We start from the raw sequence: 24,010 nt of genomic DNA, 5'->3' as shown, positions 1-24,010 counted from the left end.
AATAGGCTCCAGAGATGAGGTTAAGGCAGCAGTTGCGCAAGTTGTTGGCAGAAAGGATGCGAACTTTGCTGAATGGCTTGCCACGGTGCGCCATAAGCCACCATGGTGTTGTCCGCAATCACCAAGACTTTGTCACATGCCAAAGCCGCAGACAGATCGTGCGTGATCAACAAACCACTGATGTTGCGTTGCTGAACACTACTGCGAAACAACTCAAGGATCTCCGCTTCGGTGATTGGATCGAGCGCACTGGTAGGCTCATCCGCGATGATCAAGTTGGCACTACCAAGCAACGCAATGGCAATACAAATACGCTGGCGCTGACCACCAGATAGCTGGCTTGGATGCTGCGCTAATGCTGCTTTTGGATCCGCAAATCCGAGTTGAGACAACAAGGTCGTCACCGTTTCTCGGTTTGCTGAAGACAAGCGTGTTTTGTTGCCCGTCAATGCCAAACACAGTTGTTGTTCGACAGACGCCAATGGATTCAGCGCTTTAAGTGCATCTTGGAAAATGACCGCGGGACGCTGAGATTGACTACGTTGCAGCATGACAGTTTGTGCGACTTCACTGCTGTTAAGCTGGATACTTCCGTCTACCCAAATATCTGACGGCAAAAAACCTGCGACGGCTTTCGACAACATGGATTTACCAATGCCGGAAGGTCCCATAATGGCAAGAACTTCACCTTGAAACAGCTCAAAAGAAATGTCTTTGAAGAGTGTGCGTTCTGAGTCTGTAAGGCTGAGATTATTAACGGAGAGTATTGGTTGAGAAATCACGACATCAAACTAAATGTAACAATATAACATAACGATAGTATCACGCAGGTCTGAGCAAGAAAACAACTCAGAGGGGTTATGTCATCACCTTTTTCACGCTTTTATCAGCAAGGGCAGATAACTCCGCCCTTGCGATAAAAAATCGAAATAATCTATACCCAAGTGACCTCAAGATGCTGGATTCAGAGTGAGTCACTGATTCAAATTCAAGGAAAACGACGCAGCGGAATAGCGAGCTCTTTCCAAGTTGTTTGACGCAGAAGTTGCTTCAGTGACTCACTCCCAAAGGGCGAATTGCCTTGACCCGCATACTTTGTTGACGATTATTCATTTAGAGCCACTAGATCTTCAAATCGTCGCCGCGTCTGCAAGCCAAGGCATTTTCGCTGAACTAAGCATCTCGAGGTTACTTGGGTATAACAGCGTGCATTACTGACACTTTTGTTTGACTTGATCGAGGGATGGGAACAAGAAGACAAAGCGCCCAACGTAGAACAAAGTGAATGCCAGCCACAAACCGTGATTGCCCCAATATTGCACCGCAATAAATTGCGTCACTAAGAACAACACCATGGTTAGGAAGGTAGAGTTACGAACTGGTCGCGTCGTCCCTGTGCCAGTAAAGATGCCGTAAAACGTCAGACCGAAACCAGCAACCAACGGGAATGCCAATAACCAAGGGCTCATGTTTAGATACAGCTCAACAAGGTTTGGCAAAGTAGTAAACAACGTCACTAATTGGTGTTTGAACAGTACCAACAGCAAGGTCAATACAACAACGAACGCCGCGGTCCATTGCGTGTTTAGCTTAATCACGTTATCAAGCAATGTTGGATTCTTCTGCCCTACGGCTTTACCAGCAAAGACGCTCGACGCATTCGCTACACCATCAAACATGTAGCTGACGATGAAGGTCACTTGCATCAAGATTGCGTTCGCCGCGAGCACATCAGAACCTAGTTGAGAGCCTACACGCGCCATCATGTTGAAGAACACCAGTAGACATACTGTACGAAGCAGCAGATCCATATTGGAAGACGCGATAACTTTAAGATCTTTACGCGTCATTTTCGCTGTTTGAATGTAATCAAACAGTGGGAAGCGACAGGTTTTCAACACCAGCACCGCACCAATAACAAACGTCGAGATTTGCGCAATAAGTGTCGCCACCGCAACACCAGCAATGCCCATATCGAAGTACAACACAAAGACGATATCCAGCACGATGTTCAGCACGTTACCAAACACTTGCGTGAACAAGGTTTCTTTGGCTTTCGCCTGCCCCATCAACCATCCAATCACGGTGTAGTTCAGCAGCACAAACGGCGCACCAAAGATCATGATATCGAAGTAAATCTTCGCGTTTTCTGCCACGACGGCATCAGGGGAGATAATCAGCTCTGCCCCCATCCAAATCACGGACTGCAACGCAATGAAAATCAAGCCAAGGCAGAGCGAAAGCACGAAAGGACGGAATAAGCTGCTCGCTTGATCTTCTGGGCTATTTTTACCTAATGCGATTGCACTTTGCCCGGTAGTGCTGACGCGGAAAAAGCCAAACAGCCAATACAAAGTATTCATGATGACGGTGCCGATCGCCACACCACCAATCATCTCTGCCACACCGAGTTTACCGATCACCGCGGTGTCCACCGCCCCCAATAATGGTTGGGTAACAGTAGAAACAATGAAAGGAAATGCGATTTTAAAATAGTCTTTATGAGTCAGGTTCATGATTTGAAAAAGTTGGTTAGAAAAGTGCAGAACGCGTGAAGAGTCGGTTTAAGTCATCTTGCCACCGAACTGCATTCTATTTGTTTAATGGGCTCAAGTTAACCACAAAATGGGAAAAAGAATGAGAACGAAAATCAATAAAATAGTTAACCCATCGGCTTTATTGCCACCCTATGCATCTCAACAGGTAAACGGATAAATCGTCGATAAACAACCACACTAACAGTAATGAACAATGTTCAAATGTCATTAATGTTATGTTATAACAATCGGCAATTTCGCATCATTTTAATCATAGGTAATCGGATGTCCATTTTTGGATCGTTTTCTCTTTCTAGATTACGCCTAACTCTTACTGCTTTCTCACTGCTGTTTTCTTGTTTTGTCCACGCCCACCCTCATTCTTGGGTGACAATGGAAACCAAAATCAATATCAAAGAAGATAAGATTCAATCACTCTCAATGAACTGGGAGTTTGACGCCATGACCACGGCTTACATGCTCGCGGGAGAGAAGCTCACCGACGAAAATCGAGATGAAGTACTTTCGACACTCTCTAGTCAGGTGATTTACAACCTGTTATCAAGCCATTACTTCACCTACTTTTATGCCGACGATGAACCGATTCGCTACAAGATGGTAGAAGAAGGGTCTATCGAGATGAATGGCGCAAAAGCAACATTGAAGTTCAATCTTGAACTCGCTAAACCCACCAGTATCTACACGCCTGATCTGCGTCTGCTTATCTTTGATCCGAGCTACTTCGTAGATATGAGTTGGGAGCACAAGCATGCCATCACCATCAATGAGCCTTACGCTGATCGTTGTCATATCGACGTGGTTGAACCAAACCCAACACCAGAGCAAGTGACTTACGCGATGTCACTCTCTGTTGATGCAGATCCAGATAACGAACTCGGCCAGTTATTTACCCAAAAAGCCCTCTTCACCTGTGATCCGGAGGAGAACTAATGGGAAACTCGTCAGTCTTCAAACGTGCCCTGTTCGCTGTATTTAGCGTGGTGCTGTTAGCCATTACTCTGCATATTTGGAATCACTTCCCTGCTTACTGGATGCAGTTGATTCGGCTTCAACGTGACACGGTAAACTCGCTCAGTGAATACCTGATGCTCATCAGCCAAGGGCAACTGTTGTATGGTTGGTACTTGTTGGGGTTTAGCTTTCTGTATGGTTTGCTGCATTCGGTTGCGCCTGGGCACGGTAAAACGGCAGTGACATCAATGAGCCTTATTCATGGCTACCGTCGTCGACAAGCGCTTGTTTTGGTGGCGATTATTGCCGCATTACAAGCCGCGAGCGCGTGCATTCTTTTCGTGATTACCGCCAAGATTGCAGAGCAGTTTGCTTTCAGCCTTTCCGATAATGTTCGTCTGCTGACGCAAGGTTGTGCAGTGTTTATTATCTTATTGGCTTTGAAAGAGTTTGCGTCGGTGGTTAAACGCCGCATCAAGCAAACACCCTCTCAAAAAGATGATGATTCCGCAGATTCTAATGGCAATATTTCATGGAAAGCACTGCTGTTTATTGGCTTTCGCCCTTGTACTGGCGCGGTGCTGGTTCTGTTTCTCTCTAACATGTTAGGCAGCTTAATGTGGGGCATGGTCGCGACATTCGTGATGGCTTTAGGAACGGCAATGACCAACTCGATATTGGTGTTCAACGCTTTAACGATTCAACGCCAAATGAAAAACCACAGCGCCAAACCTAATGCCAACTTGAGCGATACGCTTAACCTTGTTTTGGCAGTTACTATGGTGGCATCGGGTTTTATTCTCTATAACTTTGCCAGCGTGGCGGGATTGCAGAACTTCGTCAGATAAGTACCGACAGCAATAAACGCAAAAGCCCCAACACTTGGTTGGGGCTAAATTTACATTGGTTTGTATTTCAATACTGCGTGTTACTTAGGCTCGCGCAACAGGTACAGCATCAGCTTCAATGGCGTTTTCGCGATAATACTGTGAGGCAAATGCGCGTCCATTAGCAACCAAGCGCCAGCTTTTAGTTCCTTCGCCTCTTCTTCTAACGTGAACGTACATTCTCCTTCGAGTACTTGTGCAATCGCTGGTACTGCTGCAGTATGCTCGCTCATTTCTTCACCTTCGGCGAACCCGAAGATAACACCTCGCAAACGCTCACTTTTGTACACAGGACAACTCGTGATACCTGCTTTGGGGATATCCACTTCGCTGGCGAGATCTTCATATAAGGTGTATTCAAACATGATTTAGCTTTCCTTCTTTCTTGCGACAAGCGTTATCGCAGATAGGTTCTTTTCGTGTTTGCGGAAAATCTTTCGCATGCCTAACACACGCTTTCTCGCTTGCGGTTTAGTCAGTACGTTTTTCACGATTTTTAAGAACCCACTCAAGCCTTCATCGGCGATAACGCGTTTTGGTTCGAGTAAATGCATTGGAGCAACAGCTTCAAATTCAACGACAAAACCATTCTCTTCCATCAGAGCTTTCCACTCTGCAGGTGTGATGGGTTTTGCGGGGTGTTGAATGGTCTCGGAAACTTCTCTTTGAATCGCGCGCTTTTTATCTTCATCGATAGTATCTGGCGTAATGCATAACTCATGGATACCGTAACGCCCATGAGTCGCGAGGATTCGAGCTGCCTCAGCAATAATTTCGTTTTTACGCGTATCGGATTGCATCGTCAGCATAGCTTCGCCATAAACCACTGAAGCGCATTCTGGCTCTAACCCTGTCTCTTGGGCATTCCCGACATGACAACGTTGATTTACACCCTGTAAGTAAGAGCGAACAATCTCGGCTGCCTGCTCATTTTGTTCGATAGCGGTGTAGCTTGCAGGGGATTTTTCCAAGCACAAACGTGCCGTGTAACCCATACCGGGCGCGAATTCGACAACGCGGTCATCACGCGTAATCGCCAACCCTTGTAGCATTTTTTGTGTTAACTCTTTGCCACCAGGACGCAGTACTTTCTTACCCAGTTGAGCGAGTACCCAGTGTCCCGGTGTTTTTGTCACTTCTCGCCCTTCATTGGGCATCGCTAATCGTTTAGACATAATGACTCCTAAGCAAAGATGGCGACGGGAACAAAAAGAACGACCAGACCGCACAAGGCAACCCATCGAAATACGTGGCTAATACCGTCCATAACTGTTCTCCTTTCTCAAGTTGGATAAGTTGGCACATCAATCAATAATGATTATTATTTGTATCTTATCCCCCAATTCCGAATTTGCTGCTTGATAATTATCAAGCTAAGGAAAACAGCGTGCCCGGCTCTATTGTTTCGCTCCTTAACGAAGAAGAAAAAACGCAACTCTTTTCAAAACGCTCGCCTTTGCATTGCGATGCAGGACATCAACTGTTTGAACGTGGGGAACCTGCGGAAAATATGTATTTGGTAGAGAGAGGAAAAGTCTCGCTGTTTCGTTTGATGCCAAACGGCGACGAAAAGCTGTTTAGAGTGTTCATGGCGGGAGAAATGATTGCGGAAATGGCGATGTTTATGTCTCCAAGAACCTACCCGATGAGTGCCCGTGTCGATCAGGATACGGAGTTGTCTGTGTTCCACTACCAAGATGTGTTAACGGTGTTTACGCAATCTCAGCAAACTTCATTAAAAGTCATGAACTACATGACCAATCGCATCCACCAGCTGATGGATACCGTGAACATTTTGACGCAAGTAAACGCGAACCAAAGACTGGTGATGAAGCTGGCTGACTTCTATCGAGCTCAATCGAGAAGCGAAGGGGAAATCACGTTACCCGTGACGAAAAAGCTGCTTGCAACACAGCTAGGGATGACGCCAGAAACACTTTCTAGAACGTTCAAAAAACTGAAAAACGATGGTTTTATTACTGAGTGCGACAGTCATATCACGCTGCTAGACATTCCCGCCATGTGCGAAGCGGTGGAGTTAGCTCCAGAAATATTCCAGCGAGATTTAGCTTAAGAGCCCTAAAACAAAAAACAGCTCCTAGTGAGCTGTTTTTTATTATTTCTGAAAGCGATATCCCAATGCAGGTCTTACGCCTTTTTCACAAACTGCGCCGTCACCATCATCTCGCCAGCGCCATCAACTTTGCAATCTAGCTGATGATCTTTGCCGTCTTTAATGCGACGAATCACCGCTTTGGTGCCGATCTTAAGTACCAACGAACTGCCTTTTACTTTTAAGTCTTTCGCTAACGTGACCTTATCACCTTCTTGCAGCAACGTGCCGTTGGCATCTTTCACGTTTACGGCATCTTCGTCTGCCGCCTGAGTTGGGTTCCACTCGTAAGCACACTCTGGGCAAACAAGATGGTCTTGGTCTGGATAAACGTATTCTGAGTTACAGTTTGGGCAAGGAGGTAGAGACATAAGTAATTACGAGCTAATGAATTTGCCGTTATGGTAAAGGGTATTGCTCACCTTATCGAGTAGATTTGTCAAAAAACGCCCTCACAACTTAGCCTTCCCTCTTTGGAAAGGCATTTAAGATAAGGGCGTATTTCTGTTTGATTAAAGCTCTGTACCGTTGGATGCGATGACACGCTTATACCAGTGGAAAGACTTCTTCGGTGTGCGGTTTAACGTACCGTTGCCTAGGTTGTCTCTGTCCACGTAGATAAAGCCATAGCGCTTGCTCATCTCCCCCGTTGATGCCGCAACCAAGTCGATACAACCCCACGGTGTAAAGCCCATCAGCGGAACGCCATCGGTGATCGCATCGGCCATGGCTTCTACGTGTTGGCGCAGATAATCAATACGGTAATCATCTTGTACTTCGCCATTTTCATCCGGTACATCTTTTGCACCCAGACCGTTTTCTACTAAGAACAATGGCTTTTGGTAGCGATCATAAAGGGTGTTCATAGTAATACGCAGGCCAAGCGGGTCAATCACCCACCCCCAATCGCTGGCAGGTAAATGCGGGTTCCTAATCGACTTCACGACGTTGGCTTCACTGGTGTTATTGGCATTCATCTCTGCCGATGCACAACGTGAGGCGTAGTAACTGAATGAGATGAAATCGACTGTATGTTTCAGCGTCTCGTAATCTTCTTCAAGAATCTCCAGCTTCACGCCTTTTTCATCAAACACTTTTTGTGCGTAAGATGGGTAATAGCCACGAGATTGAACATCAATAAAGAACAGGTTCTCACGATCTTTTTGCATCGCGGTGAACACATCTTCCGGCTTGCAGGTGTATGGGTAGAAGTTCCCCCCTGCGAGCATACAACCTACTTGGTTTTCTGGATTGATCTCATGAGCAATCTTAGTCACCAGCGCGCTAGCAACAAGCTCATGGTGCGCGGCTTGATATTTCACTTGGTCGCGGTTTTCACCCTTTTGGAACAACAAACCCGCGCCAGAGAATGGGCTATGCAGAAGGATGTTGATTTCATTGAACGTCAGCCAGTATTTCACTAGCCCATCAAAAGCTTCGAAACAGGTTCTTGCGTAGCGTTCAAAAAAACCAATCATCTTTCGGTTTCGCCAAGAGCCATACTCGTTCACTAGATGCATTGGCACATCGAAATGGCACAGTGTGACAAGCGGCTCAATACCGTACTTGTGGCACTCTTCAAATACGCTGCGGTAGAAATCAATGCCTGCTTGGTTTGGCTCTAGTTCATCGCCTTTCGGGAAGATTCGACTCCATGCGATCGACATGCGAAAGGTCTTAAAACCCATCTCGGCTATAAGCGCGATATCTTCTTTATAACGGTGATAAAAGTCGATGGCTTGATGGCTTGGGTAGAACTCTTCTTCACTCAATTCCACTGAATCGACAAGGCCGAGTTTGATTGGCATTCGGTTCTCACCATAAGGGATCATATCCACAGTCGTCAGCCCTTTGCCACCTTCTCGGTATCCACCCTCAGATTGATTTGCTGCGATTGCCCCACCCCATAGGAAGTTTTCTGGAAACACAGATTTAGACATCTTATTTACCTCTTAACATAGAGCCACCAGCAAAGGCGGCTCTATCAATTATTCAAATCTTGATTATGCGGAAGCTGGTTTTGCAGGCTCTAACACCGTTTCTTGTTCTTCGGCTTTTTCTTTATTTGCGACGTCTTTGTTTGCAATAGCTTCGCCTTCTTCGTCTTCATCGTTCGGGATGTCCTCAAAACCAAGGATTAAAGTCAGAGCAAAAGAAAGCACAATCGACAGAGCAATCAGACCAAATACCCAAGCGATACTCATCGGGTCGTTCACATCAAAGAACTGCACACTGGTGAACAAGCTAGGTGCTGCCATTGAGTGGCTCGCTAGCCCTGCCATGCCAGCAAGTGCACCCACGATGAAACCAGTAATCATGGTCGCGATAAGCGGTCGCTTCAGACGAACAAGCACGCCGTAAAGCGCAGGCTCTGAGATACCCGCAAAAATAGCAGACGCACCCGCCGCACTCGCGGTTTGTTTCAATTCGCGGTTTTTAGTTTTCCATGCAACCGCAAGACAAGCGCCACCCATGCCGATGTTGGCACCAATTTCCGATGGCATAACCATGCCTTCACGGCCAGTCTCAGCAATAGTTTGAATGATGGTCGGTGTAAATACGCGGTGCATACCTGTCAGAACCAATAGTGGCCAAAGTGCGCCCATGATCGCAACCGACAACCAACCTAGTGTGCTGTGAATGGTGTAAACCAATGCTGAAAGCGCAGTACCAATCCAAATACCTAGTGGACCAATCAAAACAATGGCTAGCGGTGCTGCAATCAATACGATCAGCATCGGTTTTAGGAAGTTCTTCGTTACTGCAGGTGTGATGCTATCAACCCAACGTTCGATGTAAGACAGCGCCCAAGTCATCACCAACACAGGAATAACGGTGTATGTGTATTTCACCGAAGTGATTGGAATGCTGAAGAAGTCAACGTGCTTACCATCAGCCGCTTGCGCCATCAACTCCATGAAGTTCGGGTGAATCAACACGCCCGCAATCGCAATGGACAGTGACATGTTGGTTTTGAATTTAATTGAAGCAGACGCGGCAACCATAACAGGTAGGAAGAAGAACGCACCGTCGCCAATCGCATTGAGGATGATCAGTGTTGAAGAATCATCATCAAGCAAGCCTGTCATCTTAAGAACCATAGCCAGCAGCTTCACCATTGAGCCACCGATGATCGCTGGAATCAGTGGCGACATCGTGCCGACTAATGCATCAAGGATCTTAGCGCCAATCACTTTTGGAGTGAGCTTGACCTTTTTCTCTGGTTCACTCGATTCTGATGAAGAAAGGTTGCACAGCGCCATCACTTCTTTGTACGCATAAGAGACGTTATTGCCAATAATGACCTGACATTTGTCACCATTGTGAACCACGCCCATCACGCCTTTGATACCCTTCAGTGCTTCTGCATCTATCTTACTTTCATCGCTTAATACAAAACGCAATCGCGTCATGCAGTGTGTTAGTGCCACTACGTTTTCTGCACCGCCCAGCTTCTCTAGTACTGAACGAGCAATGATGCCGTAATCTTTCGCCATCTTTCTCACTCCAATTATTATTCATCAACCTGTAGGGAGGTTGTTTTCTTGCTGCGAACCTTCAAATGAGAATCAACTAAATCGAACACAACAACCAAGTTACCGGTAACATGTTACTGGTAACTATCGGTAAATAAACCGCGTATTCGGAGAACAAGTTCAAAGTGGGATAATGGCTGGAATCCACTGCAAGATGAATGAAACAGCGAAATCTAAACATGATTCACGTTCTCAAAGACGTAAATCTGATCCGCTATTTCATTGATGAAGCTAATGATGTTGCATATGAGCAAGAAACCATCATTAGTGAGGATTAAGCAGATAAATGTGAGATGGGTTCAAACGAGAACTAATGAAATGTCATGCGACTAACGCGTAACATCAATGCGAGTAGCGCAAATACAGTCAAGCACAGATGGAGCCAACTAAAACGGCTATCCAAGCCCTCTTCCAGAGAAAGGATTACCTGTCGATTTTGCTCTAGATAAACCAATTTATAGGGCGCAGCAACATGTCTGCCTGTTGCGAAGATCACACCAAACTTCACCTCTTGATTGAGCAATCCGCCTGCGGTGCCAGAGTCAGCCAGTGCTTCCACAATCAATCCATTCGGGTGGATTTCCAGATCGTAATAGCTGCCAGACGAGACAATAAATCCTTCAGGCGGGACATCAAAAACCACCACACCACCTGATGCGTGTGTGACCGTTCCTTTATAGTACTTAACCTCTTCCTCTGCTGGCTCTGAGTTAACTTGATAGACGATCAGACCAACAATGGAGAGTAAGATTAACGTCACCAAATAGAGGTGTGTTTTGGTGTAATTAGGATTGAGGAAACGCATGAATGACAAGAGATAGCTCATTTCCTCTCCCAATCCTCTTCTTGAATCGGTTTGAGTGGTGCAACAAGCAAATAAATAACCCAGCAGAACCACGACAAAAACAACAACGCACAAACCCATAAGACTTTTTCAGGTCTTCCCGTTTGTCGAGAGGTGGTAATTAACATAAAAGGTAAGGCCCAACCGACTACGATAATTGCAGTCATGATCATTCCTACAACGATATCCATCTCATTTCCCTATCGTGAACTTCTCACACCTTTAATCAAAAGGTTGCTTATCAATGAAGCTCGTAACATGTCATTTTTCAATAAATAGAGCAAGTGACATTTATAAAACGTTAAGTTTGGAACCAAAAAAGCCAGAGTCATGCTCTGGCTTTGCTTTAGTAGAGGTGATTGCTAGCTTTTCGCTTCTTCCAACTTACGAAGGTTGGTCATTTGCTCCATGACTTTGTCGACTGAGAAGCTTGGGATCTCTTGTCGTGGAGGGAACTCTTTAAATGACTTCAACATCTCTGCGACTTTCTGTTGAGCAGGAACCAACAAGAACACATGCTCAAACTGCCATTTCTTGTAGCCAAAGCCTTGATCGCCTTTCTCAAGTGGATCGACTTGAAGGTCGAAGATCATTGGTAAACGCAAGTTAGTCAGCTCTTTGGTCCAGACATCCCAGCCTTCGTGTTCTTGGATCTTGAAGTGCATCTTGAATCGTTTGTCACGCATAGCAAGCAGCTCACCATCATCAGACCAATAGAAGAACTCATCACGCGCTGACTTGTCTGTTTTACCCGTAATAAAATCAACTTGGTTGTAGCCATCAAGGTGGTTTTTGTATGTCTGATCAGCAGAAGACGATTTATATCCTTTCAACAAATCCTGCTTGATGGTGTCATTACCTGCAATGGATAGTAGCGTTGGGAACCAGTCTTCACTCGCGAACATGTCGTTCAGCTTGGTGTTTGGCTGTATATGACCAGGCCAACGAATCATTGCTGGTACTCGGAAGCCCCCTTCCCAACCGGTGTTCTTCTCGCCACGGAATGGGCTAAATGCCGCATCTGGCCACGTCGCATTCATTGGGCCATTATCCGTGGTGTAAATCACAATGGTGTTATCCGCAATCTTCAAGTCATCGAGCTTATCGAGCAAATCCCCCACCATGTTGTCGTGCTCAACCATACCGTCTGCGTATTCGCCAAGCCCTGTTGTACGGTGCTCCGCTTTCACGTGAGTGCTGATGTGCATGCGCGTTGCGTTGTACCATAAGAAGAATGGTTTATCGGCTTTGACCTGACGCTCCATGAAGTTCATCGCGGCATCAAGGGTTTCTTCATCGACCGTTTCCATACGTTTGCGAGTCAGCGGCCCTGTATCTTCAATCTTGCCATCCGCATAAGAGTGAATCACACCACGCGGGCCAAAGTTCTTACGAAACTCGGGATCTTTCGGATAGTCTGGGTTTTCTGGTTCTTCCTCCGCATTTAGGTGGTACAGGTTCCCCATGAACTCATCAAAGCCATGATTAGTTGGCAACATGTCGTCTTTGTCGCCTAAATGGTTTTTACCAAATTGCCCCGTGGCATAGCCCATGTCTTTTAGCGCTGTTGCCATGGTGATATCTTGCATTTGCATGCCTTGCGCCGCACCAGGTAGACCTACTTTCGTCAAACCAGTACGAGCTGGCATCTGACCTGTAATAAATGTACTGCGTCCTGCGGTACAAGATTGTTGTGCATAGTAAGTGGTAAATAAAGCGCCCTCTTGAGCAATACGGTCAATATTTGGCGTCTCGTAACCCAACATACCTTGGTTGTATGCAGAAATATTGCCGTAACCGACATCGTCCCCAAAAATAACCAGCATGTTAGGTTTAGAGGCCGCATGGGCTGCAACCGATGATGTGGCGGCCACCATCGCAAGCGTTAGTGTAGATTTATTTATCTTCATAATATTATTTCTATAATGGTTCTTGGTTGAGTGAATTAATGAGTATTTAAATAAAAAGAAGCGTATTCACTTTCTATAGAGCACAAGAACATTATTTAATTAGGAAGAGTAAAGGTGGTTTTATTTAAACAACCACCTTTATTGAATATACAACGAAGGGTTAACTACGGCCTCGCAATTCAATTGGCTGAGACTCATCGACTTCGCTTCGGGTCACTGAGCCACCAGCGCGTGAGTCATTGCGACCTTTGAGCGTCATTTCTGGTTGAACACGCTCATACTGTACTTGATTGCCTTCTGGCATCGTCATATCAATCGTACCAGTGTATGTGCCTTCACCCGCGACAGCTGCGTTGCCAAAACAAATTGCGAGACTTAGGATTATCAGTCTTTTCATAAATACCCTCTCTCTTAATCTTTTTCTAAAATATTTTACTTCTAATAATTTGAGAACGTTTCTACTCAAACTTCATTTTCATAGTAGTAGAGATAATAAAAAACAGACAAGGAAATATGACCTTTCCAATTTGGATAGATATAAGAAAACAAATTATTTAAAAACTAAAAGTTATATTGAATATAACTCTATTAATAATCCGTAACTGGTATAAAGAATGATAATAAGGAAAATACTATTCACAACGGGCTTGCTTATCGTATATTTAGAAGACGTCTTGAACATTAAATACCACAGCATAAACAAATACATAAGCAACTCGCTGCTTAACTTAACAAGCAATGCGTTGTGATACATCCCATTTGTCCAAAACTCTTGAGAAGCGTTGGCAAAGTATCGACTCCATAAGACTTGATAGCCGATGACAATAGGCAGAAAGGCGAAACCTACGACTTTCCAAAAACTCGAAGCTGATTTACGCCGATGACCGCTCAGTTGCTTTTTACCATCTTGGTTCATGGCTTACTCACCCAAATCCTTAGCAGTAAAGTTGGTTTTAAAGGTAAACGCGTATGGTGTGTCTCCGTTTTCACGCAGATGTTTTAACCTTTCTAAAGCTTCCTCAAGCGTGGGCTGATGATTGTCTTCAACCCACCACAATACGTAGGTATCTTCAGCCAAGCGATGAAACCACTCCCCTTTGCGACGCATAAAATCACGATGATGGGTCCGGAACATAAAGTTCTTCAGCGCATCCACGTTATCCCACACCGACATATTGACGATCATATTTGGGTCATCGAATAGCTTAATGCTGGTGGCATCACCGGATTCGTCTTTGAGCCGCCAAACAAAGCCTTCACTTTGCTCCGCTATGCCATTTACCAAGTCGAGATTGTCGACGAAATCTTTTATCTCCGGTGCATCCAGCGGATACTTTGACAACGCAATATTCAATTGAGCAAGCTTCATTTGATCCTCCCTGATCGTTGACTGAATCTTTGGAATATTAGCTCGACAAGCTTAAAATCAAGATTCAGATAGCATACGTACAAACATCATTTCTCTGTGCTCTACATTGTTCTCTCTTACAATAGCGCCAAGCTTGTCGCAGTAACTGTACAAACCGTGTTTTTCCTTGCCTTCATTTTCACCCTCGATACTTGCGCCCTCGTGTGAACAAATGTTTTTCAGTGCGAGAATTAAAGCCGCAGGAACTTCCTTAGGGTAAGATCCAAATCTTATAAAGTCGACAACACCACGGGTTGATCTTATTGCAGAGAACATTTTTCCATGCTCATCATCAAATCTCACAAACATATATGATGGACATATAGGCATTTCTGATTTTTTCGCTTTTCCATCAGAGAAGCTGCTAACTAGAATTTTAGGATAAAAGCACTCAACTTTCTGATTTGTGAGATTTTGATATGCCCGTTTCTGTTCATTCCTTTTACAGTAAATTAAAAACCATCGTTTCATTTTTTGTTCTTTTACATTAAGTTAATTAAAAACTCTAATTAATAACATCGTAATCATTTAAATCTTTTGATTTAATAAAGAAATCAACTTTACAAACTAACTGGTAATAGATGACAAACAAGAAAACAAAGCTAAATAACATAACACTTTCTCTTATGCCATTAACCTCAGCCCACATTGCGATGATAGAAAAACAAAAAGCCATGCTCGAAATAAATAACAGTGTTTGCCAAGAGTTGAAACCTAAATCAAGACAAAGATGGTGTATGTGAGTTCGGTCTGCTTTAAAAGGAGAGCATTTGTTTGTACAACGTCGTAGAATCACTGCGGCCATATCCATAATTGGTAAACCCATTAGCCATAATGCGTTAGATGGTTTTATCATCACTTGACTAGAAGAAGATAGAGACGCCTGTGTAGCATGAAGCAGAAGCCAAATTAAAGTAAAACCGAGCAAAGTACTGCCTGCTTCTCCCATAAATACTTTAGTTTTAAATGGCGGTAATGAAAATAAATTAACTATCATAAATGGAATAATTGCAGCCACAACAATTAAGCATAGTTCTAATAATAGCTCTTCATTTCGGATAAAAAACAAATATGACAAAGACAACATTAATATAGATGTTACCGTTCCAAGTACACCATCTGAACCATCGAGCATATTTAACGACACTATAGAAGCAATCACCGCGATCACGGTAAATAATATTGATGATGATTGTAGGTAAACATCCCCAAAACCATATAGGTCTCCAAGGTCTTCAAATAAAATATTTTCAGAGAAGACAAGCCATACTGGCAGTACTGCAATAACTATTAATCGTATACTAGCATTAAGATCAAATTTATCGTCTATAATTCCTAGTAAAACAAGAACTCCACAACTTACTAAATAGGTTTCTTGATTGGGTATTTCGATAAAACCAAACAAGAATAAAGAACACAGAGTAGAATAAATTGAAATCCCACCAACTAAAGGTATTTCACCTTGGTGCTTCTTTCTTTCATTAGGTTTATCAACTAAACCAAGATAGCGAAAAACATAACTAAAGCTCCATATAAAAAAAGCGGATGCTATAAAGGAAAAAATAAGAGGTATCAATTTAACCTACCTAGAGAATGGAACTATAAAAAAATGAACAAAAAAAGAGCAAGCGATTTCGCCTGCTCTAAGTTTTACTTGAAAAGTGTTTAGCTTAAATTTCCACACATCCCCATTCAGGGTAATGTTTACGGATGTACGCATTCAGCTCTTGCTCTGCAACCGAGTACTGACGTGTAGCCTCTTCATTATCAGAATCAACGCTGCTTACCATACCTGCACCCACTGTCACATTTGAATGACGGTCGATAATGATGAAAGAGCCAGTTTGCGGCAGAGCTTGATACTCATCCACAGCCACTTTGTCAGTCAACTTGATGTTACTTAACGCAATCTCATTTAAAGCAAGGGAGTCTGCATCTTCTGCGTGTTTATCAAGTGTATTTACATCGACTTTGTGCAGAAGGTTTTTCACCTTACCAAAGCAAGATTTAGTAGCAAACTTAAAGACATACTCTTTATGTGTGCGTAAAGGAGCTTCATCCATCCAAACAATGTGTGCTTCCAACTGGTTCACGACAGCAGGCTCGTGACCTTCATGCACTAACATATCACCACGAGAGACATCAATTTCGTCCTCTAAAGTAATCGTAATAGCTTGGCCAGGTTGCGCTTGGTTCAATTCACCATCAAAGGTGAAAATCGACTTAACTCGTGAGCGCTTGCCTGATGGTAATGCGGTCACCTCATCACCGACACGAATAACACCGGATGCCAGCGTTCCGCAAAAACCACGGAAGTTTAAGTTAGGACGATTTACGTATTGCACAGGGAAACGCATTTGATCAAGATTCTTGTCTTGAGATACCTTCACCGTCTCCAGAAGTTTCATCAAGGTTGCACCAGGATACCAATCCATATGCTCGCTTGGTGTTACCACATTATCCCCTTTCAAAGCTGAAATAGGCACAAAGCGAATATCGTCAATTGAAAAGCTATTTGCCATTTCACGATAATCGGCTTTAATTTTTTGGTAAACCTCTTGGCTGTAATCCATTAAGTCCATTTTGTTGATAGCAACAATAATGTGTTTAATTCCTAGCAAACTACAAATATAACTATGTCGACGAGTTTGAGTCTGAATGCCATGGCGAGCATCAACCATCACAATCGCGAGGTCACACGTTGACGCCCCCGTAACCATGTTTCGAGTGTACTGCTCATGCCCCGGAGTATCTGCGATGATGAACTTTCGTTTATCTGTTGAAAAGTAGCGGTAAGCCACGTCGATAGTAATGCCTTGTTCACGCTCAGATTGAAGACCGTCAACAAGCAATGCTAGGTCAAAGGCTTCATCTGTTGTATTAAATTTTTGAGAGTCTTTCTCAATCGCAGCCATTTGGTCTTCGTAAATAAGCTTACTATCAAAAAGCAGTCTTCCAATTAACGTTGATTTTCCATCGTCAACGTTGCCACAAGTCAAAAAGCGTAGAAGGTCTTTATTTTCATGAACATTTAGGTACGCTTCGATATCAGTTGCGATTAACTCAGAAGAGTGAGACATAATAGGATCCTTTAAAGTAAAGCGCGGCTTGTTTTTAGCCACGCCCTAATATTATTTGTAGAAATTGTTGAGAGCTTCGATGAAATGGTTTTTGCTTGATAAAGGTAGCTTATTGATTCCAGCTGCTGCTTTTCTTCCGCCACCTGTAGGAAAGGCAATGCAAACCTCGTCCGCACCAGTTCTGTTCTCTAAAGGAGCTCGAACACTCACAGTGTAATCGGCCCCCGCTGGATTCATCGTAAGTACCGCATGTGCTTTACTTGGGATTTCATTAGCTAAATCATTGCTAAAGACGCCGCTAATTCTTCGTGCCCACGCTTCATTTGGTAGTTCGTAAATGCGGCTAACTTCGTTTTCTTCTATAGGTTTCAGTTTGCTTACGTTGGCATAATCATTGAAGTGGCCCACCTTCAGCTCATAGTATGGCGAAGAGTAATCGTCACGCAGCATCAGGGGGCATGGGTACGCTAATAACTGTTTATACAACTGAGCAGGCTCTATGTATAAATCATCTAGGCTAGAACCGTAGCCATTGTAATTGATTAGTGTGCCAAGCTCTTTTAAAAACTCAATGTCGTCTTGAGGCAATGATAAGCTTTCCGCAAGATCTTGAGCTGGCTTAAATAAGTTGTCACCAAATGCACCAACTACTGCCCATTTCGCAAATTGACCTTTTAAGTGCTCATTTATTAGTAGACTTGTGCACACTTCCGAATCTAAGTTAATAACCTGAGTTAACTGCGACGATTCAGGCGCATCTCCAGTACGATGATGATCGCAGTAGAACACTTCGATACCTTGTTCTAAAAGGGCATTCAATGGTGAGAGGTTTTTCTCCATTGAAATATCCAACACGGTAACCGACTCAACAACTTCCCTTTGTGCTACTTGTTCAAGTAATTTGATGTCGCGCTTAACACCCGTAATCAACTCACTTTGCTTCGGCTCAGCCATACGAAGTTGTATTAACGCAGCAATGCCGTCTGCATCACCATTAAAAACATCATAATGCATGCGTACTTGCTCCTGCTTCTGCTTCTGCTCCTGCTTCTGCTCCAGAATGCAATTTGAAGTAACCTTTGTGAATCAACTGCTCAACGATATATTCTGCACACGCCTCAATAGTTAAGTCTGCGGTTTTGACATGAATATCAGGGGCTGATGGAGCTTCATAAACAGAATCAATACCAGTAAAGTGTTCTATCTCGCCTGCACGGGCTTTTTTGTATAGACCTTTTGGATCTCGCTGTTCACAAATCTCAAGCGGCGTATCAATAAACACCTCCAAGAACTGCCCCTCTGCTAGCAGCTCTCGCGCTTGAGCTCGATCAGCAATGAAAGGAGAAATAAACGCAGTTAATACGATACAGCCAGAATCAACAAACAACTTAGCGACTTCACCGATACGACGAATGTTCTCCTCTCTATCTTTATCACTAAAACCTAGATCTTTATTGAGTCCATGGCGAACATTGTCACCATCAAGTAGATAGCTATGTTTGCCAATACTAAGTAGTTTACTCTCAACAGCATTGGCAACCGTCGATTTACCAGAGCCGCTAAGACCTGTGAACCACAAAACTACCGGCTTCTGTTGTTTAAGATAAATACGATCTTGATGGGTCACGGTTGTGTTGTGCCAAACCACGTCGTCACTGACTGACTCATTTGTTTTATATTCGTAAGGAGATGACATACTAGAAGTAACCTTCACGCTTTTTCTTTTCCATCGAGCCAGAACTATCATGGTCAATCGCACGGCCTTGGCGTTCTGACGTCGTAGTCAGTAGCATTTCTTGAATAATCTCAGGCAAAGTCGTTGCTTCTGATTCCACCGCGCCTGTTAGTGGATAACAACCCAAAGTACGGAAGCGAACCATTTTCTCTTCCACTTTCTCGCCTTCGTTTAGCTCCATTCTTTCATCATCGACCATGAGTAACATGCCATCACGCTCAACGACTGGACGAGGCTTTGAAAGGTACAGCGTTGGAATCTCAATGTTTTCTAAGTAGATGTATTGCCAAATGTCCAACTCAGTCCAGTTAGATAGCGGAAATACTCGAATGCTCTCCCCTTTATGCACCTTTCCGTTATAAATATTCCATAACTCCGGTCGTTGATTTTTAGGGTCCCAGCGGTGGTGTTCATCGCGGAATGAGTACACACGTTCTTTCGCACGCGATTTTTCCTCATCTCGACGAGCACCACCAAAGGCAGCATCAAAACCATACTTATCTAAAGCCTGCTTAAGCCCTTGCGTTTTCATGATGTCCGTATGCATAGAGCTACCGTGAACAAAAGGATTAATGTTCATAGCTAACCCCTCAGGGTTTTGATGCACAATCAGCTTCATCCCTAGCTTTTTCGCCATGTAATCACGAAACTCAATCATCTCTTTGAATTTCCAAGTCGTATCGACGTGCATCAAAGGGAATGGAGGAATACCTGGTGCAAACGCTTTTTTTGCTAAGTGCAGCATTACTGAAGAATCTTTACCCACAGAGTAAAGCATCACTGGATTGTCAAACTCTGCAGCCACTTCACGCATAATGTGGATAGATTCAGCTTCAAGCTGTTTTAAGTGCGTCATGCGCTCTGGAGAAATAGTCATTCTAAAATTATCCTTGTAAACATAGTGAGGATGACAGCGTCACACCCCATAAAAATGAACAATCGCGGTTATAACAATAAAACCGTAAAGCAAACTCATAGGTAGGCCGACTTTGACGAAGTCAGACAGGGTATAATTCCCTGCACTGTAGACCATCAAGTTCGTTTGATAGCCGTAAGGGCTAATAAAGCTAGCACTCGCGCCAAAAGCGACCGCCAATATAAAACTGTGTAAATTGCTATCTAGGCTGACCGACATGCCATAGGCAATAGGAAACATCAAAGCGGCAGCAGCATTATTCGTAACGAGCTCAGTGATAAGCCACGTACACACGTAGACCATAATCAGGCCTAATATTGGACTTATGCCCTCTTGATGTGTCGTTATCCAAGAGCTAAACATATCTAGCGCTTGAGTATTGGATAAGGCTTGAGACAACAACAACGCAGAAGCAATGATTAGCCAGATTTGGCGAGGCAATCTAGCTATGACTTCATTGGCATAGAGACACTGAGTAAGGAGTAACGCCCCAAGCAACAGCAACATTCCTTGGAACAATGGCACGATCTCTAATGCTGCTAATAGTATCGTGGAGAAGAAGCCGAACGTTGCCAAGCATGCTTTATACCCCGTTAAAAGGTGCTCAGTCTCCACACCACTAATAAAGTAGAAGTTTTTGCTAAGGTTGTGCCTCGTATGGAAATCTTTGCCAACTGCCAGCATGAGATAGTCACCCGGGCTCAGCTCGATATCCCCTAATTTTCCAGATATCGATTTACCATCTCGTTTTACTGCGACAACAGCAGCATCGAAAAGCGCACGAAAGCCGATTTGTTTCAGCGTTTTCCCAGCCAATAGACTTTCGGGACGTATAACAACTTCTGTTAGGTTTTGAATTGGCAGTCCATTTTCGTAGGCAAATAAACTCAATCCATCGTATTGATTCAGTAATGTGACTTTTTTGATATCGCCACTAAAGAGTAAGCGATCGTCTTCCTCAATAATCTCTTGTGGTGAGACCGGAGAAATCAATCTTCCCTGTCGTAAAATCTCGACTAAGAAAAGTGCTTCAAGATTACGAAGCCCATTTTCCTCTATCGTTCGTCCAACGAGTGACGAAGATGCCAAAACTTTCGCATCAGTAAAATAATCTGAAGCCACTGTTTTTGTAGTTGCGTTGTTAGGTAGAAACTGACAAAGCACATAAAGCAATGCACCACTTCCTAATACTAAGCAACCGCCCACCAACGTAAAGTCAAAGAAACCGAGAGGCTCTAAGCCTACATCTAAAACCATACTGTTTACGATAAGGTTGGTAGATGTGCCTATCAAAGTCAGTGTTCCACCTAAAATCGCAGCATATGAAAGAGGTAATAACAACTTACTCGCGGCATGATGTCGGTTGTTTCTTATTGGAGCCAGCATTGTTGAAACAACAGCGGTATTGTTAAGAAAAGCCGATGATAAAACCGTTAAGCCATATAATCTTAGCCAAGTTGCGCCGTAATTCGGTTTAACCACAAATGCCGCGACTTGACGAAGCAGTTTGGTTTTTTCTAGGGCAATTGAGCAAACCATAAGAAGAAGAAGAGTAAGTAATCCTTTGTTTGCAAAGCTGCTAATAACTTGCTCTGTGGTAACCATGTTCGTGCAATACAAAGTAAGTAATAAAACCCCAAACACACGCTCAGGTTGCGATTGGTAACGTATTAAGCCAACAATCGTTAAAAAAAATAAAGTAATAACAAATAAAGCAGAAAAGTTATCCATGATGGATTTCTCTATTCTAGATATAGATGCGTTGGAATTGAGAAAATAATTCCAATAGATAGGAAAATTAATCGTCTAAATTGCGATAAACCGAAATTGCTTGCTCTAGATCGTTGTAGAAAGTGAGTGCTCCCTGATGAAGAATAACGGCACTGTCGCAAAACTCTCGAATCTCTTTCATATCATGGCTAACCATGATCAAACTGGCCGTTTGACTTTTTCCTAGTAGAGCCTGTTTTGCTTTTTGACGAAATTTCGCATCACCAACAGATGTCGCTTCATCAATCAAATACACATCGAAGTCGATTGATATACAACAACCGAAAGCCAATCTTGCTCGCATACCGCTTGAATACGTTTTGACTGGTAAGTCATATTTCACGCCGAGTTCAGCGAACTCTTTGACCTTTTCTTCAAAGGCATCTAAATCAGCCACGCCGTTAACTCGGCCAATAAAACGCGTATTCTCACGTCCAGTCATCTGTGGATGAATACCCGTCGCTAAGGCAACTGGCCAAGAAATGGCTCGGTCAGAGAATACTTTACCTTTATTGGGATATTCACTCCCCGCTAAAATCCGAAATAACGTAGACTTACCGGCACCGTTGGAGCCTAATAAGGCGATATTACTCCCGGCAGGGAAAGTAAAGTTTAAATTTTCGAAAACATATTGTTTACCTAGATCTGACGGATAATATTTTGTTAATTTATTTAATGTTATCATTTTTATTCTTTGCAATTAAATTAGACAACAGTCGAATTATTAAGTAGGAATTCGTTAAGATAAGAAGACAAAATTGTAATTAGAGTATTTATAACTACAGTAATTTAATATGAATATCCAAGAATTGAAACTGTAGGATTGTCACCACATTCACTTCTTGAAGAAGTAATAATAAATCGATGATTTAATTCACACCGATAAATTGGTGCGGTCATATTTGAACTGGTTTCGTTGACATAGCCAACTAAGAGCGCTGGCGAGACGCTGTTATTTTCACAGTGTTCATATTCAGAGATAAAAGCGTCATCCTCCCCGTTAGAACAATAATAAAGTGGCTTTAACCCTTCGTTTGGAAAGCAAGCACTTCGAAACAGCCACTCCTTTCTCCCGTCGCTTAGGTTATATCCCATAAACTCATAGTCAGCAGCACCATTCTCTTGAGTGCGCATAACATCGTAGATGCACAGCTTAACGTTAAAGTCACCTAGATAATTCAAACGTTGGTCCAAGGCACGAAACGTACTCAACTGAGTGGGTGAGGCAAGCGTCGTATCATCCGGTGCTGAATACTGTGGGAACCGAAACCAAGCAGACAGAACATATGTATCAGGGTTTACGCCAGCCAAAACAAAGTTGTCAATTCCTTTTAAAACCCGTTGAGAAAACTCATCACTGCTCATTACTCCCCCTTGTCGGTCGGTAACAAACAATCCAAATTTAAGCCCCAAGACGCTCTTGACATAGTTTTGAATGTCAACAACGTTTTCATAGCTCAAATTGTTGGCACGACTTTCAATAACATTTATGGGTAGATCTAAATGAAGGTAATCAATAGCTTGATTCGCACTGTTAAGATACGTCAGTAAGTTACGATAGGTATCTTGATATTCTTTGCTGCTTGCTCTTGCAGGTAACGCATCAATAATCCCGATACTCACTTCAGGGTAAACAGGTTTTACACTATCTAGATAAGCTAAAACGTCTTGAAACCGTTGCTCATCGCTATAATCAAGCACCTCACCATTAGCATTCTTAAGTGGCTTTGAAAGCACACTTTGTAAGCTCACATACCGAAGGTTAAAGCCAGAAGATTTTAAATGACTGATCATCTCGATAGATGATTGAAATGTAAGATCTGCGTTACGATGAGGAGCGTTTGCCCAGGTTGCCGATGTATCATCGATGGCCAATGCAATATTATGCTGTTCAAACAGCACCGCCATCTCAGTTAAAAGTGCGTCATTGTTCTGCAGGTGTTTTTTATAGGTAGCGCTACGTAAATAAAAAACATGCATGACCTCTCGTGATGTCTTCCAGCTATCAGGAACAGACATACGAGAAAGAAAATCGATAGGAGCACCTCCGCTTTGCCCTAAGTTGTTATCTTCGTACCAACGTTCACTCGTATTTCTAGGATTCTCTCGCGAATATTCACTCGATAACAATATAGGTGCAGGGCTATCCTCTTGGCTGCCCCCTCCAGAATTACATCCAGAAATCAACACTATAGAGAGTAAAACTATGCTCGAATACCTTGTCATGTATCTACCCCTATATGTTCATCAACTTGAATAAACGTATAGTAGGCAAATTTGTTACTGTCTATTATTGATATAC

At 43.4% G+C, this 24,010-nt stretch carries 25 protein-coding genes; 3 read left to right on the top strand and 22 right to left on the bottom strand.

All coding sequences use genetic code 11. The annotated features are described in order from the left end of the window. Positions 1–20: 20 nt before the first annotated feature. Together ATB78_RS05340 and ATB78_RS05335 are read right to left on the bottom strand one after the other, a co-directional pair. Positions 21–782: an ATP-binding cassette domain-containing protein gene (locus ATB78_RS05340; protein WP_009707060.1), complete on the bottom strand. Its 762-nt coding sequence runs from the start codon at positions 780–782 to the stop codon at positions 21–23. A gap of 429 nt (positions 783–1,211) precedes the next feature. Then, the gene (locus tag ATB78_RS05335; protein WP_061008023.1) at positions 1,212–2,516 is read right to left on the bottom strand and encodes an MATE family efflux transporter; all 1,305 of its coding nucleotides are present in this window, start codon (positions 2,514–2,516) and stop codon (positions 1,212–1,214) included. Positions 2,517–2,822: 306 nt separating this feature from the next. On the opposite strand from ATB78_RS05335, the gene ATB78_RS05330 reads away from it, so the two are divergent. Together ATB78_RS05330 and ATB78_RS05325 are read left to right on the top strand one after the other, a co-directional pair. Then, entirely contained in the window at positions 2,823–3,488 is a 666-nt protein-coding gene (locus ATB78_RS05330) for a DUF1007 family protein (protein WP_080642250.1), read from the top strand. After that, complete coding sequence (locus ATB78_RS05325) at positions 3,488–4,357, top strand: nickel transporter (protein WP_061008022.1); 870 nt, start codon at positions 3,488–3,490, stop codon at positions 4,355–4,357. The genes ATB78_RS05330 and ATB78_RS05325 overlap by 1 nt, the downstream gene beginning before the upstream one ends. A gap of 80 nt (positions 4,358–4,437) precedes the next feature. Here ATB78_RS05325 and ATB78_RS05320 read toward each other — a convergent pair whose 3' ends face one another. Both ATB78_RS05320 and ATB78_RS05315 read right to left on the bottom strand, forming a co-directional pair. Further along, positions 4,438–4,761, bottom strand: a complete 324-nt coding sequence (locus ATB78_RS05320; protein WP_061008021.1) for a cupin domain-containing protein — start codon at positions 4,759–4,761, stop codon at positions 4,438–4,440. A 3-nt stretch (positions 4,762–4,764) separates the two neighbouring features. Further along, positions 4,765–5,571 (bottom strand): class I SAM-dependent methyltransferase, encoded by an 807-nt coding sequence (locus ATB78_RS05315; RefSeq protein ID WP_061008020.1) that lies wholly within the window; start codon positions 5,569–5,571, stop codon positions 4,765–4,767. 212 nt (positions 5,572–5,783) lie between these two features. Here ATB78_RS05315 and ATB78_RS05310 point away from each other — a divergent pair, with 212 nt between their 5' ends. Then, a complete protein-coding gene (locus ATB78_RS05310; protein WP_061008019.1) occupies positions 5,784–6,470 on the top strand; it encodes a Crp/Fnr family transcriptional regulator in 687 nt (228 codons plus the stop codon). Between the two features lie 74 nt (positions 6,471–6,544). Here the strand turns inward: ATB78_RS05310 and ATB78_RS05305 are convergent, their stop codons facing one another. The 18 genes from ATB78_RS05305 to ATB78_RS05220 all read right to left on the bottom strand — a co-directional run bounded on the left by ATB78_RS05305 (position 6,545) and on the right by ATB78_RS05220 (position 23,934). Then, positions 6,545–6,880: a zinc ribbon domain-containing protein YjdM gene (locus ATB78_RS05305; protein WP_005426222.1), complete on the bottom strand. Its 336-nt coding sequence runs from the start codon at positions 6,878–6,880 to the stop codon at positions 6,545–6,547. Positions 6,881–7,021: 141 nt separating this feature from the next. Beyond that, positions 7,022–8,449, bottom strand: coding sequence for a 6-phospho-beta-glucosidase (locus tag ATB78_RS05300; protein WP_061008018.1), 1,428 nt, complete (start codon positions 8,447–8,449; stop codon positions 7,022–7,024). 63 nt (positions 8,450–8,512) lie between these two features. Continuing rightward, positions 8,513–10,006 (bottom strand): PTS cellobiose/arbutin/salicin transporter subunit IIBC, encoded by a 1,494-nt coding sequence (gene ascF, locus ATB78_RS05295; protein ID WP_045413890.1) that lies wholly within the window; start codon positions 10,004–10,006, stop codon positions 8,513–8,515. 349 nt (positions 10,007–10,355) lie between these two features. Continuing rightward, entirely contained in the window at positions 10,356–10,871 is a 516-nt protein-coding gene (locus ATB78_RS05290; RefSeq protein ID WP_061008017.1) for a hypothetical protein, read from the bottom strand. Beyond that, positions 10,868–11,080 (bottom strand): hypothetical protein, encoded by a 213-nt coding sequence (locus tag ATB78_RS05285; RefSeq protein WP_061008016.1) that lies wholly within the window; start codon positions 11,078–11,080, stop codon positions 10,868–10,870. The genes ATB78_RS05290 and ATB78_RS05285 overlap by 4 nt, the downstream gene beginning before the upstream one ends. A 171-nt stretch (positions 11,081–11,251) precedes the next feature. Next, positions 11,252–12,799, bottom strand: a complete 1,548-nt coding sequence (locus ATB78_RS05280) for an arylsulfatase (RefSeq protein WP_009707066.1) — start codon at positions 12,797–12,799, stop codon at positions 11,252–11,254. Positions 12,800–12,959: 160 nt separating this feature from the next. After that, positions 12,960–13,196 carry a hypothetical protein gene (locus ATB78_RS05275; protein ID WP_020195642.1) on the bottom strand — a complete coding sequence of 79 codons (237 nt, stop codon included), beginning with the start codon at positions 13,194–13,196 and terminating at the stop codon, positions 12,960–12,962. Between the two features lie 171 nt (positions 13,197–13,367). Beyond that, positions 13,368–13,715, bottom strand: a complete 348-nt coding sequence (locus tag ATB78_RS05270) for a hypothetical protein (RefSeq protein ID WP_061008015.1) — start codon at positions 13,713–13,715, stop codon at positions 13,368–13,370. Positions 13,716–13,718: 3 nt separating this feature from the next. Continuing rightward, positions 13,719–14,168 (bottom strand): DUF3291 domain-containing protein, encoded by a 450-nt coding sequence (locus ATB78_RS05265; protein ID WP_061008014.1) that lies wholly within the window; start codon positions 14,166–14,168, stop codon positions 13,719–13,721. 57 nt (positions 14,169–14,225) lie between these two features. Further along, positions 14,226–14,678, bottom strand: coding sequence for a transcription/translation regulatory transformer protein RfaH (gene rfaH / locus ATB78_RS05260; protein WP_061008013.1), 453 nt, complete (start codon positions 14,676–14,678; stop codon positions 14,226–14,228). 34 nt (positions 14,679–14,712) lie between these two features. Next, positions 14,713–15,783, bottom strand: coding sequence for a UDP-N-acetylglucosamine--undecaprenyl-phosphate N-acetylglucosaminephosphotransferase (wecA, locus tag ATB78_RS05255; RefSeq protein ID WP_061008012.1), 1,071 nt, complete (start codon positions 15,781–15,783; stop codon positions 14,713–14,715). A gap of 94 nt (positions 15,784–15,877) precedes the next feature. Then, the gene (gene cysN, locus ATB78_RS05250; protein ID WP_061008011.1) at positions 15,878–17,287 is read right to left on the bottom strand and encodes a sulfate adenylyltransferase subunit CysN; all 1,410 of its coding nucleotides are present in this window, start codon (positions 17,285–17,287) and stop codon (positions 15,878–15,880) included. 51 nt (positions 17,288–17,338) lie between these two features. After that, complete coding sequence (locus ATB78_RS05245) at positions 17,339–18,301, bottom strand: hypothetical protein (protein WP_061008010.1); 963 nt, start codon at positions 18,299–18,301, stop codon at positions 17,339–17,341. Beyond that, a complete protein-coding gene (gene cysC / locus ATB78_RS05240; protein ID WP_061008009.1) occupies positions 18,291–18,983 on the bottom strand; it encodes an adenylyl-sulfate kinase in 693 nt (230 codons plus the stop codon). Before cysC ends, ATB78_RS05245 begins: the two co-directional genes overlap by 11 nt. Position 18,984: 1 nt before the next feature. Then, entirely contained in the window at positions 18,985–19,899 is a 915-nt protein-coding gene (gene cysD, locus ATB78_RS05235) for a sulfate adenylyltransferase subunit CysD (protein WP_061008008.1), read from the bottom strand. 39 nt (positions 19,900–19,938) lie between these two features. Then, entirely contained in the window at positions 19,939–21,669 is a 1,731-nt protein-coding gene (locus ATB78_RS05230) for an SLC13 family permease (protein ID WP_061008007.1), read from the bottom strand. 67 nt (positions 21,670–21,736) lie between these two features. After that, on the bottom strand, positions 21,737–22,393 hold the full coding sequence (locus tag ATB78_RS05225) for an ABC transporter ATP-binding protein (protein WP_061008006.1): 657 nt from the start codon (positions 22,391–22,393) through the stop codon (positions 21,737–21,739). Between the two features lie 104 nt (positions 22,394–22,497). Further along, complete coding sequence (locus tag ATB78_RS05220) at positions 22,498–23,934, bottom strand: hypothetical protein (protein ID WP_061008005.1); 1,437 nt, start codon at positions 23,932–23,934, stop codon at positions 22,498–22,500. Positions 23,935–24,010 lie beyond the last annotated feature (76 nt).

It is taken from the genome of Vibrio sp. CUB2 (assembly GCF_001557945.1).
Classification (GTDB): Bacteria; Pseudomonadota; Gammaproteobacteria; order Enterobacterales; family Vibrionaceae; genus Vibrio; species Vibrio owensii.
This window is presented reverse-complemented; position numbering and strand designations above follow the sequence as displayed.